Origin of the sequence: Paenibacillus sp. ISL-20, assembly GCF_018613005.1 — a bacterium.
Taxonomy (GTDB): Bacteria; Bacillota; Bacilli; order Paenibacillales; family Paenibacillaceae; genus Paenibacillus_AQ.
In genome coordinates this window covers 191,799-206,678 of record NZ_JAGGRD010000023.1, presented here as the reverse complement: position 1 = coordinate 206,678, position 14,880 = coordinate 191,799, and the positions used below count along the sequence as shown (strand labels likewise).

Below are 14,880 nucleotides of genomic sequence, written 5' to 3'. Positions count from 1 at the left end.
ATCGATTTGAAGGAGGATGGCATGTTTGATGAGAAATACGGGAATGAACCGCGGCCTGATCAAACCGATATTAGTCATTTTGACGCTACTGTTATTGATGTCTACATGGGTTAGATCGGACTACGCTAATGCCGAGTCGCCAGTGATATCCGATGGCGAACCGATCCCTAATCCGTCGGATCCTCTTATTGCTTGTTCCACAACATCATGCTTGCAGAGCGCTTTGAAGAACGTGGTTCCCGGGAAGCGGATTGTCCTGGCACCCGGGACATACACGGGAAGTTTCTCCACGGATGTCGAGGGAACTGCCCTGCAGCCTATCGTCATCGAGAGTCAGAACCCAGCTGAACCAGCCATTATTTCCGGGTATTCCGCAGGTTCTGGTTACAGTTTACGCGTTCGGGGCGACTACTGGATCATAGCAATCTAAAGTTTACCAATGCGCAAAAGGGAATCATCCTGGACAATTCCAACTTTACCCGCATCACCGATGTGGAGGTTTACCATATCGGTTACGAAGCCGTGCATTTCCGGGACGGCACTTCCTACAGCTCCATTGAGAACTCCCGTATTCATAATACCGGCAAGACGGGAGCGGGCTTTGGGGAAGGGGTCTACGTAGGTTCTTCAGAGGGAGCGAGCTACAACCAGAATACCCACTACAATACGATACGTAATGTTATTTTTGGTCCGAATATAACGGCAGAGCACATCGATATCAAGGAACGGTCGATGGGAACGCTCGTTGAGAACTGCATCTTCTATGGCGAAGGAATCAGCGGTGCGAATTATGCCGACAGCTTTATCGATGTAAAAGGCAATGGGGCTATCATACGGAATAATACGGCTTATCAGAACGGGAACAGCTTCATTGTGGATGCGTTTCAGCTCCACGAGATCGTGCCGGGGTGGGGGATCGATAACGAGTTCTCCAACAATACGCTTTACCTGACAGACCCTTCCGTGTATGTGATCGGGGCTTATAACAATACATCGGCAACGGCACATCAGAATACGAGAAGCCTGGCTGGCAATATGTATAGAGGAAATGTAACGGTAACTTATGACTGATTCCGGATCATATCCACGAAGTTCATGGCGGCAGCGGATAACGGTTCATGCTTGCGGGTGCAGACTGCTACGATATTTTGCAGCTCGATTCCATCAACATAGACCCGGCTCAGCTCGCCGCGTTCCACATACTCCCGCACGACGAGTGAAGACACAAAGTTTGCACCGTATCCGGCAATGACGGCTGTGATCGCTTCGTGCAGACCATTAAATTGCAGCGTGATCCGGGGGGAGGGCGCACTATGGGTACGACATAAGGCAAATAACCGTTCCCGCGTTGAACTACCTTCCTCCCGCATAACAAAAGGCTCTCTCATCATCTCATCCAGAGAGATACGCTGATTGGCATAACGGTGATCGGGGGATACAACAAACCATAACTCATCCCGGAACAGCTCCTCGGTCTGTATCGTATTCGGAGATTCCTCTGGCAGGCCGCCGTATATCGCAAGGTCGACATCCATATTTAACAGCTGCTTAAGCGCATCGCTTGAATTCGTGGTGGTTATGCTCATTTCTACTTCTTCGTACCGCTGCTTGTATTTCGCAAGCCAGGCCGGCAGGAGAAAATGAGAAGGTAGATAGGTTGCCGCCATGCGGATCTGTCCCCTCGAACCGCTGCGGTAATCCAGACAGAATTGTTCAATCTGCTGCTCGATAGAGAAGAGTCTTTTGGCAAGCGGGACGAGCTCGGCTCCGACCTCCGTCAATCCAATGCCCCTTCCTTGTGGCTTGAACAGTGTGAGGGAGAGCTCCTTCTCGAATTTTTTAACCTGGGCTGTTATGGCGGGTTGGCTTATATTTAACAATTCAGCAGCACGGGTAACACTGCCCGTTGTAGCGATGACGTGAAAGAGACGTAATGCGTGTAAATTCATGAGAGCCGTACTCCTATCCATTCATATGTTTAAGTTATATAAGTCTTTTAAATATATATTATATCTATAACAATAAATCACATACAATGATTTTGTAAGATCCAGATGGAGAATAAGGGAGGAAACGGACATGAAAAAGAAGGATGCTATAGCTGGAACTTGGGAAAAAGTGGATGATTACATCACAGAACATTTGATTCCTTATGATGAAGTGCTGGAGAAGGTGTTAGCTGCAAATCGCGAGGCCGGATTGCCGGATATTGATGTATCCAAGGCTCAAGGTAAGCTGCTGAACGTCATCGTTCAGATCAAGGGTGCGAAACGAATTTTGGAGATCGGCACGCTGGGAGGTTACAGTACGATCTGGATGTCTAGGGCGATTGGGGCTGAGGGGCAGCTAATTTCGCTGGAGCTCGATCCGCATCATGCCGAGGTTGCCAAATCCAACGTGGCATTGGCCGGACTGCAGGATAGAGTGGAAATCCGGGTAGGCGATGCTGTACTGCAGCTGGAGCAGCTGGCCAAGGAGAAGGTAAAGCCGTTTGACCTGATCTTTATCGATGCCGATAAACCCAACAATCCGAATTATTTGAAGTGGGCGTTACAGTTCTCACGGCCAGGCACCGTCATTATTAGCGATAATGTGATCCGGGATGGAGAAGTTATCGATCATCACAGCACAGACCCTCGGGTGCAAGGTATCCGCAAATTCATGGATATGCTGTCCGCCCACTCCGCCATTTCCGGCACAGCTATTCAAACGGTGGGAAGTAAGGGGTATGACGGGTTTTATATCGGAGTTGTATCGTGAACTGCTAGACTGGAGTATCTTTCCGATTGCGGCGATCCTGATCAAGTTAATGGTAGAAGGAACAAGAACACGTTGCAATCGGTTCCGTCTATATTGAAAAAAAGGAGGGTGTCCCAAAGATCTTAGATCGATCTTAGATCTGACGGAATCCCCTCCTTTTTCTGTTAAGAGATGCTATTCCTCTGGATCAGGGATGACAAAAGATACGCTTGTCCCCTCACGGACCTCGCTTTGAATGGAAAGACCGCTCCCATACGTCTGAATCAATCTGCGATTTGTGTTATACAGGCCGATGCCTCTTTTGTCCTTGCGCGGAGCATCCAGCAACTCCTGTACTTTTTCTCTATTCATTCCCATGCCGTTATCCTTGACCTGAATTAGCGTGGACTGCTCCTGACGGATTATATGGATTTCGACGGTGCCGCCTTTAGCTATTGGGATAATACCGTGCTGTACCGCATTCTCGACCAGAGGCTGAATCGTTAAGGGAGGAAGCAGGAGGTTCGCGTCCTGATCCATGTTCCATATGACATGGAGCCGGTTGCCATGTCGCTCCTTCTCAACATACAAGTAAGCTCGTACGAGTTCGAGTTCTTCCGATAGTGAGACAAATTTGCCGGAGTTTTGATATTGAAAACTGATTTGCAGGTATGAACTAAAAGCCTCATTAAGTTTTCGCATTCTTTCCACATCAATTTCACTCAAAGCGTGGATGGAATTCAAGGTGTTAAACAAAAAATGCGGATGGATTTGCGCTTGCAGATAAGCGGCCTCCATACGAAGACGCTCGTTTACGGACTGCTTTAAGGTAATTAATGACTGGATACGGTATTTAAGCTCCATGGGGTCCACCGGTTTCGTGACATAATCGTTGGCACCTGCCCGAAATCCCGCATACATGTCGGAGGGCTCGCTGCGCGCCGTCAGCAGAAGCACAGGGAGTTCGGAAGGGGAATAACGCTCTCTTATCATTCGTGTCAGCTCGTAGCCTGAAATCTGCGGCATCATCACGTCTGCGATTACCAAATCCCATGGTTTCGTTCCGAGCAATTCCAGCGCTTCTCCGGCCGAAGTTGCTAATTGCAGGTGGTAAGGTTCAGTCATCAGTATGCTGGCAAGCACTCTTAAATTTACAAGGTTGTCGTCAACCGCCAGGATATTCATCTGCTCTTCCATGGACGGCGCTTCTACGGTTAGAAGCGGCTGGTCGTTGAGGTCGTTCCGGCTTGCTGCCATTTCTTCATAGGCTCCGAGCCGCTCGGCCAATATGCTCGGGGAAATCTCTACATCCGTCGAATCAGCCAAAGGAAGCGTGAAGGTAAACGTTGAACCCTTTCCGACTTCGGAGTGAACCGTCATGCTGCCGCCATGAAGCTCTACCAGCTCTCTGCTGATGCTAAGGCCCAAACCGATGCCGTTGGTGTCGCCGTATCCGGGATCGCCTTGTTCGTATGGTAGAAATACACGCTGCTGTGTTTCCTGATCCATTCCTGTTCCCGTATCCGTTACCTCGATGATCATTTGCCCGTTCCTGGCATTGGCCGTTACGGAAATGATTCCTTCCTCGGTATGTTTGATGGCATTATGCAGTACATTCAAGAGGATTTGCACAAGCCTCTTTTCATCGGCCATAACGAGAGGGAGGGCTTCGGATATGTCTATATTCATTTTCAACTCTACGGCTTTTCCTTCGACCAAATACTTCAAGATATCGATAACGCCATTTACGACAGAGGGAAGGGACAGCGGCTGGGCATGCAGTACGATTCGCTTTTCCCTCAGCCTTACTGCGTCCAGGAGATCATTCAGCAAATGCGACATCTGACGTCCAACCTTAATAAGGAGATTCATATCCTCTGCACTTCGACTGTCCATTTTATGCTGCTCCCTGTTCGTCACACTCTGGGCGATATTCATGATCCCGTGCAGCGGCGTTCGCAGCTCATGTGACGTCTGGGCCAGAAACCGGTCTTTCATTTTGTCCGCTTTCTGCAATTGGCGGTTGAGCTTGCTGATTTTATCGGCATTGCGGAAATAACGCTTAAACCAATAGGCCGAGAAACCGATGATGGCCGCGATGACGTCAACGGGGTAGTATACGGTTGGAAGCTCCTGATATTTGTTGAGCGCTCCCCAGATCACGCTGGAGAAAATGCCGCTGGCTGCCAGGAGCAGAAAGATCGCGTCATCCCGGCTTGCAGCCACCATTCTCCCGAACATATAGATCGAGATGACAACCGGCAATATATAATAAATGCTAAAAACTTTATATTCCACCGTCCAGAAAACAAGGGAAGCAGGTGCGATTGCAATAAACCCGGAATAGAGAAGCAGGGAAATGCCATAACCGGTAAACCACCGATTACGGGTCTTTAAGGTGAAACTCCTGGTCATTTTCAATATGAAAAAAGATAGCCAAGAATAAGACAAAATGGAGATTTTAAGATCCCAAGTGTAATTGATGGGCAGCCATTTCAGCAGCAAATCATCATCTGACACTACAATCGTCAAGGATGCGGTGAGAAGCAGCAGGAAAAAATCAAGCAGCGTCCATTCCTTCGGATTGAATAAGAACAGGATGCAGGAATACAGACCGTGAAGGATGAGCACGACGAATGTAATGAGCTGAAGATCGATGGAAAGTCCGCGTTCATCGTGGATGGCCTCGCTGGATCCCAGCTTGATGGAATTTACAATTCCGCCTTTGAGCGGATGCTCAAAGTTGGCCACGCGTACAATCAAATCGATTTCTTGCGTATGTTCAGCGGGAGTGTAGTTGACTACGAAGGGACTTCGAGCCGGTGAATAAGTGTTATTGCCTTCTTCTCCGGTCTTGCCCATCTCCCCTACTTTAATGCCGTTTATCTCCACGCTGGCCGAAGCCTGAATCTGCTGGATCCAGAACGATAGGGGAGCGGTTAAGGGTTGATCGACCAGAATACGGAGTCGATAGGTGCCGGTACCATAGGCGGATCCGGATGCCTTCGTTTGACTCCCCCGCCAATCTCCCGGAACCTGCACATAGCGATGCTGCGGATAGGTTTGCTCCAGCTCCAGTTTTGTGGCGAGTTTGTCAGGATAGAACTTCCATTCCCCGTCCAATGTTATGGACTTGGAATGAATGAGGTCCCAACTGCGCAAGTCGAGCACCCCTTGGGAGGCTTTCGGGTGGTGGGGAGGAACGAAGGCCTCGATCCAATACCAGCGAATGCTGAGGAGCACGGACAGAAAAACAGTCATTGCCAGTATATACTGAAGAATCTTTTTATTTTGAAAGCGAAAGGTATGGTTTGCAGATCGTGTCGGCACGGTTCACGTTTCCTTTTAGGTTTTGTATGTTTAAATTTGAGAATTCTTCTTCTTAATATACGAGAAAATGTGACGGTCGTATAGCATTATCCTACAAAAAGCATTCGTTCGGTTCTTTGGTAGTAGTCCCAAGTACTGACGGACAAGCGTTCCGTTTACCTTAATGAAATGGCGTATAAAAAACCGCCTTTTACCTGTCATCAATCAGGAAAAAGGCGGTTATTGTGATCATTATTAGGTTTGGGTCATTCTTTATAATGGCTACATTCCTACGTCATGTCCGGATGGGCTGCTCTTTGTGTCCTGCTCCTTGGGGGTGAACGGCCACCAGTTAGCCCGGCCAAAGAGACGGACCATCACCGGTACGAAGAATGGCAGGAACAGGAGTGCATAGAGCACAAGTCCAACCAGGACAACCGTTGCGATCTGCATCATGGACAGTACGCCGGATGGATACATCGCCGCAAAGGTACCGCCAAGAATGACCACCGCGGACAAGATCACGGTTCCCATGTTGCGCATGGCATGCAGAATGGCATCCTGAACATTCCAGGACTTGTTCTCGTTGAAGCGCGCCATTAGAAAGATGCTGTAATCCACCCCAAGCGCGATCAGCATGACAAAGCTGAAGAACGGCGTGGCCCAGGTGATGCCGGAATACCCGAAGCCGTGAACGAAGATCATCTCCGTAACGCTGACAGCCGTAAAGTATGTGATGACCAGAGAGACAATTAGATAGATCGGCATCACGATGGAGCGCAGCAGGACGACCAGGATAATGAAGATTCCGCTCAGCATGAGAATGACGGTTCGCGAATAGTCTTCGTTGGATATGTTCTGCAAATCGTTATTTGTGCTGGTAATGCCGCTGATGGCAGCTTCGGCGTTCTCCAATTTCGTGTCTTGTACTGCACGGTCTACCGCAGCTTGAATTTGTTCAACGCTGCCCAGCGCTTCTTCGCTGTACGGATTGGTTGCCAGAACCACATCCAGCGTCATCACTTTGCGGTCCTTGCTGAGATAGGTATCGAATACCGTCTGGAACTCTTTATTCTCTAGGGCTTCCTGTGGAATGAAGAAACCACTGAGCTCTTCATCCTGAACGTCCTGGATCTGCTGCAGATAATCTTGAGCGGAATGCAGTCCGTCCGAAATTTGCTTCAATCCGTCCGCGCTGGAGTTCAGTCCTGCCGTCAGCTCTCCGATCTGGCCGGTTAGATCGCCAAAGCCGTCGGCAAGCTGCTTCTGCCCGCCCTGCAGCTGGTCCAGACCGCCCGTAATGGAAGGAATTTGGTTCACGATCTGTCCTTGCCCGTTAGCTGCCTGCGAAAGGCCGGATTGCAGCTCGGCGATACCGGTCACGAGCTGCTGAAGACCGTCGGCAAGCGCCGTTTGCCCGGCGGCTGCCTTAGCGTAGCCGGCGTTTGCTTCCGATAAGCCGGCAGACGCACCTTTAAGCTGCTCGGAGATCTGTCCTAACCCTGCTGCCAGCTCGGCTGTGCCTGCAGCTGTTTGCGTAACGGTACCCTTAATGGTTTGATAGTCGGTATCTTGAATGAGTTCCGGGTGATTGCTCTCCAATCCCGTGAAGGAGCCTTCAAGTCCACTCAGTGCGGCCGCCACGCCGCCCAGCTGCTCTTTAAGTTCGGCAACGCCGCCGTCAAGAGCTGCTAATCCGGTATCAAGCTGTTTATAACCTTGAAGAAGCTGGGCATGGGCTGCAGCTAACTCTTTCGCGCTTTTCGCAGCTTGCGCAAGTCCGGTTTTGAGTTTGCCTGCGCCTGCGCTTCCGCTCTGGATTCCTTTTTGAATGGCGCTGAGGCCTTGGCCAAGCTCCGTAATGCCGTCCTTGAGGTCGGCGGTTCCCTTGGACAGCTCTTTGGCTCCCGCTGCGGCTTCATTCAGCTTCGGTGTATTCTCGCTGAGCTGCTTGCCTGCTTCGGATAGTCCATTCTGGATCTGGGTCAGTCCGTCTTTGGACTCTTCCAATCCTTCATTTAACGTTTTTACTTGAGTTGGAATGAGGAAATCGTTGATCTGCTCACCGGTTGGGCGGGAGAGGCCGCGTACGCTGGATACGCCATCAACCTTTTCCACTTCCCGGCTGATTTTTTCCGCCAGTCCCATGTATTCCGCCGTATCCATCCGGTCATCGTTCTTGATCACGATGGTGGAAGGCAGCGATTGTCCAGGACCGAAGCTGTCCGAGATAATGTTAAAGCCCTTGACTGAAGCGTAACTTGGCCCGATTTCCTCCAGGCTGTTAAACGACAGCTTGCCGCTGTATGTAGCCAGGAAAGGGGCCACGATCACAGCTACGACAAGCAATGCCGCCCAAGGGCGCTTAAGAGAGAAGGAACCTGCCGCTCCCCAAAGCTTATTTTCGCTATGCTCCAGCTTGCCGCGTGACGGCCAGAAGAGCTTCTTGCCCAGCACCGCCATGAAGAATGGAACGACGGTAACCAATGCTAGAAGCATAACGGCGATGCCAATTGCAACCGCAACTGCGGATTTGTACAGAATGAATTTGGATAACCCGATGGCTGCAAAGCCGACAAATACGGCAAGCCCGGAATAAAGCACGGTGCCGCCGGCTTTTCGGTAAGTTTCGATGATAGCCGATTTGGTATCCTCGGACGTGGTGAGTTCTTCCTTAAACCGGCTGATCAGCAGGATGCAGTAGTCGGTTCCGATCCCGAACATGACGGCCACCATAAAGATCTGGGTGAAGGTCGATATCGGGAAGTTGAACTGGTCCACGAGAAAAGAGACAACCGACTGTGACACGATATAACTGAGCCCTACGGTCAACAGCGGTACGAATGGTGCGACGAAGGAACGGAATACAACGAATAGTATGAGGAGAATAAAGACAACCGTAATATATTCCGTTTTCTTCAGGCCTTCCTCCGAGCTGACGATGGTGTCTTCATTGATGAGGCCTTCGCTTGTCAGATAATGATCGGCTTGAATGCCTTCCAGCACCTGGTCAACCTTCTGGGGCAGCTCTTTCACGGCTTCCTGGCCACCGCTGACCTGAAGCGCGACCATGATGGTCTTGCCGTCTTTGGCAATCAGCGTGTCTTCCAGCTCCGTTTGCGTGAACGGTTCATTGATGGAATCGATATGGAGGCTTTCTTTATTGTTGTTTAAAGCATGGACGCCCTCCCGGATACTCTCCTTATCCGATTCGCTTAAACCATCGGGTTTATTAAAGACGAGCGCAACCTGGTGAAGGGTTTCCCCGCCCTCGCCGCCGGAGGCTTCCTTGAGAATTTCCGCCGCGCGCGAAGAGGTATAACCGTCCGGTACGGATAATTGCCCTTTCTCCCGCACCAGGTTCGACATGGATGGCGCGAACAAAAACAGCACAACTGCGGCAGCCAGCCACAGCACGATAATGGCCCATCTTGCTTTCAGTATGGCTTTCAATTCTTTCTCCCCCCTGATTCAAGCATCAATTGCCCCAGCTTCTCGAACATCGAGATAAACATTTCGATATCTTTTTCTTCAAAATGCTCCAGGTAAGGGGAAATGATCTCCCTCATCTGTTCCTGGGCAGATTCAAAAATCGTATGTCCGTATTCCGTTAAAGTCAGATAAACTAGTCTGCGATCTGCTTTGTCCCGGGTTCTGTCGATAATGCCGGCATCCACGAGACGATTGACGATAGCCGTAATCGAGCTCTTGCCAACGGCAAGCGTTTCCGCCAGATGGGATGAAGTACAGTGATCCATGCTGTTGATGATGCGCACAACCTGAAACTGGTCATTGGTCAGATCTTCACCGAGATGTTCCCGAATCTGGGCGTTAATCCGCCGGGTGACCAGCAGGTAGACATCCACATATCGGTCGATCCATTGCTTTGCCTTGTCGTTCAACAATAGTTCTCCTTTCGAATAGTTCATGTATGAAATAGTTTCATTAATGAACTATATGGCAGGAGGAAAGAAAAGTCAAATGTCCGCATGACGGCAAAGGCAGACGGCCTTGGAATAAAATCCTCTTGGCCGGTCTGCACGAATTTTTAATCGAACAGGTAATGTCCTCAATCAAAGGGGGAGGCTAGAACTTACCTCGGGTAATACGAATATCCCGGATATTTCACGACAGGCCACTTTTCCTTGCGCAAAGCATCGGTGACTTCGGTTCCGACTCTCAGGTTATCCTGGACCAGGTCCCGAGGGGTCAAGGCCATCCATTGATTCAAGGAAACATCCTCGAACCGGTCGCTTCTGAACATTTCGAGAAACCATAAGGATTCCGTGCCCGTGTTCTGTATGTAGTGGCCGAAGGCAAAGGGGACATATCCCACATCACCGGCTCTGTAATCAAAGCTCCGCGCCGCTCCATTGCCGGCAAACACGGTCATTCGTCCTTGTCCGGCCAGGTAATACTGCCATTCATCCTGATTCGGATGCCAATGAAGCTCCCTCATGGCGCCCGGTTTGATCTCAACGAGCGCGGCTGCAACGGTTTTGGAGATCGGAAAATTGCTGGAATCCACGATTCTTACGCTTCCGCCGGGGGTTATGATCGGTTCTTGCGCCAGCAGCCGGTGCTTGAAACTCAGCGGCACTGTTCCGTAAGGGGATTGGATCTCCTGGCTTTCGAGCGAACCTGGCACCTGATCCTGAAAAATATAAACCTGTTCCTTCGGGATATGGTTAAAAGCGTTCTCCGGAACGCCGAAGTTGGCGGACAGCACATCCTTTGGCGTATGGGCAAACCAGTCGGAGATCGATAAGGTGTTCAGGTCCGAGAAGTGGCCGTCGTCAAAAACCAGCAGGAATTCACAGCCTTCCTCGAGTCCCTGGATCGAGTGGGGGAGACCGGCAGGAAAATACCACAGATCGCCGGGCCCCACATCCGCGATGAAATTTCTACCGCTTGCATCCATTGCCGTAATTCTTGCGCTGCCCCAGATCATATAGGCCCACTCCGCCTGCTGATGCCAATGCAGCTCCCGAACGCCGCCGGGCGTGAGGCTCATATTGACGCCGGCCAGCGTGGTCGCAATCGGCAGGTCCCGTACCGTAATTTCCCGCGACCAGCCGCCATGATTCAGCTGCATATGCGTGTCGGAGAACGACACTTTCAGATTGGGCATCAAGCCCGCATCCGTAATCGGAGGCACTAGCATGTCGGGATTCTCGATATCCCTCATCACATCCCGCGGACCATAGTCTGGCCCGCCTGCTCCGTCGCTGCGTATCGGCTGTGGGACACGGTCATGATTTCCTCTGTTCCGGTTCTGATCCTCCATTAATCTGTATCTCCCTCTCTAGGCTTTTTCCGTAAAATATCCTGTTAAACGGCTATCCATAATGGTTATGAGCCATCGCTTGGCTAATATGTAAGGGAATGCAAGGCCAGTCAAAGATGTTTTCGCAATGATAGGAATGCCCTATATGTCGTGGCGGAAGGGGGCAATCCGTTTTCCAAGCGTTAGACCTGCCCATACCAGCAGCAGGGTGATCGGCAGGGCAATGATGGTTCCGAGGGCAAGTGAAGCCATATCGATGATGTCTGCATGAAAGAGGCGATAGAGCGCATAAATCCCGTAAGGAATTTCAAAGATGGCGGCTGTAATGACACCCGGGGTGTATGCCCGCAGGGCGATCGATGCTCCCACATGCTTCACGCCATCCAGCAGGAACACCGTGACAAAGCCCGCGAACAGCGCGTTGAATGGGCTGCCGATCTCGAAGTTAAGAGCCGTAAGGGCCGTTACGCTGGTGAGAATGAAGCCGATCAGCAGGACGGCAAATGTAAATTGCAGGGTGATATTTTTATCCCACGGAGTGGAGACAGGCGAGATTTTGGATAGCACAGGGTTATTCTTGTTCTTCCTGAGCCACCATTCCATCGTGGCAATCTCTTCTCCATCGTGAATGAAAAATACAACCGGCTGCAGCCACAACATCATGGCGAAACTCCAATCTGGCATGAATGACAGCATGATCCTCATTTCTCCCTTCAATATGATATATTTAGTGACACTTCAAAACTGAGTAGATACTCAAATTTAGCGGATAAAAGAAGCTGATGCAGTGTAGGGTGCTTCTGTTCTGCTATCAGCTTTTCTATTCTATCCTTACTGGGATGGACATCCGCTACTTAGGATTCTTCATTTAAACCACGCATCAGCAGCCGGACGAGCTCGCGAATATAGGATTCGTCTCCAAGCGGGAGGGCTTCCTGTTCGAAGCGTGAATAGAGCATGCAATAGACCAGAATGGAGGAGGTCATCATCATCATCGCAACCTGAACCGTATGTTCTGATGGATGCTTCGGTCCCGCTGCCTGTTTGAGTATGCTGCTGCCTGCTGTCCCAAAACCTCCGATCAGCCGTGACACCTCATTCGATACCTCGGCATCCCTTATGAGTTCTGGTGACCAAATGAGCATTAGATAATCCATGTTCGTCCTGAGGAACCCAAGGTACGCCAAGCCGTATTGAAACAGGGCCTCCTCCGCAGGCAGCTTCGATAGTTCACCCGCATCCTTTTGAAGCTGCGTAACAAAGGAAAAATTGTTCACAAGGTAGAGCAGCAGCTTCCGCTTATCTCCGAAGTGGTAGAAGATCAGCCCTTCGGCAACGCCGCTTTCGGCGGCAATCTCTTTGGTTGTCGTCGCATGAAATCCCTGCTGCGAGAACAGCTTCAGAGCGGCGTTCAATATCCGTTCCTTTTTGGCATTTCGATTGCTTGTTGTAGGCATAGGCAGATGGCTTCCTTTTTTGATTAATTGACGAATCCAATATACTGAGTGTTTACTCAAGAATATAGTCATTTCCAGGTATTGTCAAACTTCGAAATAACAAGGCATGGAATTTTCTAAATTTTCAATGTTATTGATAATAATGAAGGGAGGATTGTTTAGAGCATGCTGCATATGTGATGGAGAAGAGGAGAATCACATAAATTGCTTGTCTGTTTTTTGGCATGCAGTTTATGTGTTTTTTTGTTCTCTTTTTTGCGAATCCTTGCGTCTTTTCGAATGGCAGAGAGAAATTTTCGAAGAAAGGGGAATGTCGGTTGTCTAGTAATGAAAGCGTTTTACATGGCGAGAAACATAAAAGTGCAGCGATAAGAAAAAGGCTCTGGGGTGAGCATGCTTTAGCCTATGGATTTCTGGCACCCTCCATCATTTTGTTTATGATGTTCTTGTTCTACCCGATGCTGAAATCGGTTTACCTCAGCATGACGATAACGGATCCGCGGGGTCAGGTTGTTGAATTTGTATGGTTGGAGAATTTTATCCGGCTTTTATCATCAGGATCATTCTATAAGAATCTTGGCGTAACGCTGATGTTTATTTTGTTTACCGTGCCCACCTCCTTGATATGGTCGCTGTTTCTTGCCGCCATTACCCACAACAAGCTGCGAGGGATGAAGGTGTTTCAGTTTCTTTTCTCATTGCCGATTGTCATTTCCGTCGGGACCGGCTCGATTATATGGTTTTTGTTGTTTCATCCTACGGCGGGCATGCTGAACTATTTTCTCAGCTTCGTTCATCTCGGGCCGATCCCTTGGTTAACCGATCCTTCCTGGGCTCTGATCTCGATCTCGATCATGACAATCTGGATGAACATGGGGTTTCTGTTTATTGTGCTGTCCAGCGGTTTACAGGGAGTTCCGGAGGAGATATACGAGAGCGCCAAAATGGACGGCTCCGGGCCGATCCGGACCTTTATCCAAATCGTACTACCACTGCTGTCACCTATGATTTTCTTTGCTTTGATTGTATCGGTTATCGGTGCATTTCAAGCATTCGGGCAAATTCACATTCTGACCAAGGGAGGTCCGATCAACTCCACCAATGTCATGGTTTACTCCATTTATCAGGATGCCTTCGTCAATTTCCGGTTTGGCATCGGCAGCGCACAGGCTCTGATCCTGTTTGCGATTATTCTGCTCCTTACGCTGCTGCAGTTTAAAGTTCTGGAAAAGAAGGTGCATTACCAATGACCCTGCGCGGAATTACGTCCCTGTTTACCTATCTGCTGCTCATCCTCCTGTCTTTGATTGTGTTATATCCGCTCATCTTTACGGTGTTCTCAGCCTTTATGACCGAGAAGGAGGTAGCTAATTTCCCACCACCGCTGTTCCCGTCGAGCTTCTATCTGGGCAATTTTACGGAGGCCATCTCCGGCTTCCCGATTATTCGCTTTATTCTGAACAGCTTCATTGTCTCGTCGGCCATCATGATCAGTCAAGTCATTACATCAAGTCTCGCCGCATACGCGTTTGCATTTCTGAATTTTAAGGGCAAGGCACTGCTGTTCGGGCTCTTCTTGTCAACGATGATGATTCCTTGGGAAGTCACGATTATTCCGAATTATCTGACCATTAAGGATTGGGGCTGGATGGACAGTTACCAGGGATTGATCGTGCCGTTTATGGCAGGGGCCTTTGGCGTGTTTCTGCTGCGCCAGTTCTTTCTGCAGCTTCCGCGTGAGCTGTTTGATGCAGCCAAAATCGACGGGTGCGGTCATATCCGCAGTTTTCTGTCCATGGTGCTGCCGTTGTCCCGGTCTTCCATTGCTACCTTGGCGGTGTATACCTTCCTCACGCACTGGAATCACTTCTTGTGGCCGCTATTGATCACAAACCAGGCCTCGATGCGAACTGTACAGATCGGGGTGGCAATGCTGCAGCATGCTGAGGTGATGTCATGGAACCTGATTCTGGCCGGCGTGACCATCGTGCTGATCCCTTCCTTTGTGCTGCTGGCTTTTGGCGTCAAACAATTGGTGCGCGGAATTACCGCTGGTGCGTTGAAAGGTTAGTGCGGTGGTTGGCCTGT

At 49.9% G+C, this 14,880-nt stretch carries 12 protein-coding genes; 5 read left to right on the top strand and 7 right to left on the bottom strand.

The genetic code is table 11. The features are described 5' to 3' along the window. Positions 1-25 precede the first annotated feature (25 nt). Together J7E85_RS34040 and J7E85_RS14360 are read left to right on the top strand one after the other, a co-directional pair. Positions 26-430, top strand: a complete 405-nt coding sequence (locus J7E85_RS34040; RefSeq protein WP_251035714.1) for a hypothetical protein — start codon at positions 26-28, stop codon at positions 428-430. Beyond that, a complete protein-coding gene (locus J7E85_RS14360) occupies positions 412-1,071 on the top strand; it encodes a right-handed parallel beta-helix repeat-containing protein (protein WP_483311320.1) in 660 nt (219 codons plus the stop codon). Before J7E85_RS34040 ends, J7E85_RS14360 begins: the two co-directional genes overlap by 19 nt. Here the strand turns inward: J7E85_RS14360 and J7E85_RS14355 are convergent. Continuing rightward, a complete protein-coding gene (locus tag J7E85_RS14355; protein WP_215158810.1) occupies positions 1,062-1,949 on the bottom strand; it encodes a LysR family transcriptional regulator in 888 nt (295 codons plus the stop codon). The two genes, J7E85_RS14360 and J7E85_RS14355, sit on opposite strands and share 10 nt — an antisense overlap. Positions 1,950-2,079: 130 nt before the next feature. Between J7E85_RS14355 and J7E85_RS14350 the strand changes: the two genes are divergently transcribed. Then, positions 2,080-2,760, top strand: a complete 681-nt coding sequence (locus J7E85_RS14350) for an O-methyltransferase (RefSeq protein WP_215158808.1) — start codon at positions 2,080-2,082, stop codon at positions 2,758-2,760. A 174-nt stretch (positions 2,761-2,934) separates the two neighbouring features. Here J7E85_RS14350 and J7E85_RS14345 read toward each other — a convergent pair whose 3' ends face one another. The 6 genes from J7E85_RS14345 to J7E85_RS14320 form a co-directional block, all read right to left on the bottom strand. Beyond that, positions 2,935-6,000, bottom strand: a complete 3,066-nt coding sequence (locus tag J7E85_RS14345) for a hybrid sensor histidine kinase/response regulator (RefSeq protein ID WP_215158805.1) — start codon at positions 5,998-6,000, stop codon at positions 2,935-2,937. Positions 6,001-6,330: 330 nt separating this feature from the next. Continuing rightward, positions 6,331-9,501, bottom strand: a complete 3,171-nt coding sequence (locus J7E85_RS14340; protein WP_215158804.1) for an MMPL family transporter — start codon at positions 9,499-9,501, stop codon at positions 6,331-6,333. Beyond that, positions 9,498-9,950: a MarR family winged helix-turn-helix transcriptional regulator gene (locus J7E85_RS14335; protein ID WP_215158796.1), complete on the bottom strand. Its 453-nt coding sequence runs from the start codon at positions 9,948-9,950 to the stop codon at positions 9,498-9,500. The genes J7E85_RS14340 and J7E85_RS14335 overlap by 4 nt, the downstream gene beginning before the upstream one ends. 191 nt (positions 9,951-10,141) lie before the next feature. Beyond that, positions 10,142-11,335, bottom strand: a complete 1,194-nt coding sequence (locus J7E85_RS14330) for an oxalate decarboxylase family bicupin (RefSeq protein WP_215158794.1) — start codon at positions 11,333-11,335, stop codon at positions 10,142-10,144. Between the two features lie 141 nt (positions 11,336-11,476). Beyond that, positions 11,477-12,031, bottom strand: coding sequence for an HXXEE domain-containing protein (locus J7E85_RS14325; protein ID WP_215158792.1), 555 nt, complete (start codon positions 12,029-12,031; stop codon positions 11,477-11,479). A 158-nt stretch (positions 12,032-12,189) separates the two neighbouring features. After that, on the bottom strand, positions 12,190-12,792 hold the full coding sequence (locus J7E85_RS14320; RefSeq protein ID WP_215158790.1) for a TetR/AcrR family transcriptional regulator: 603 nt from the start codon (positions 12,790-12,792) through the stop codon (positions 12,190-12,192). 317 nt (positions 12,793-13,109) lie between these two features. On the opposite strand from J7E85_RS14320, the gene J7E85_RS14315 reads away from it, so the two are divergent. Both J7E85_RS14315 and J7E85_RS14310 read left to right on the top strand, forming a co-directional pair. Beyond that, complete coding sequence (locus J7E85_RS14315; RefSeq protein WP_215158788.1) at positions 13,110-14,042, top strand: carbohydrate ABC transporter permease; 933 nt, start codon at positions 13,110-13,112, stop codon at positions 14,040-14,042. Then, on the top strand, positions 14,039-14,863 hold the full coding sequence (locus J7E85_RS14310) for a carbohydrate ABC transporter permease (RefSeq protein ID WP_076324121.1): 825 nt from the start codon (positions 14,039-14,041) through the stop codon (positions 14,861-14,863). The genes J7E85_RS14315 and J7E85_RS14310 overlap by 4 nt, the downstream gene beginning before the upstream one ends. Positions 14,864-14,880: the final 17 nt, after the last annotated feature.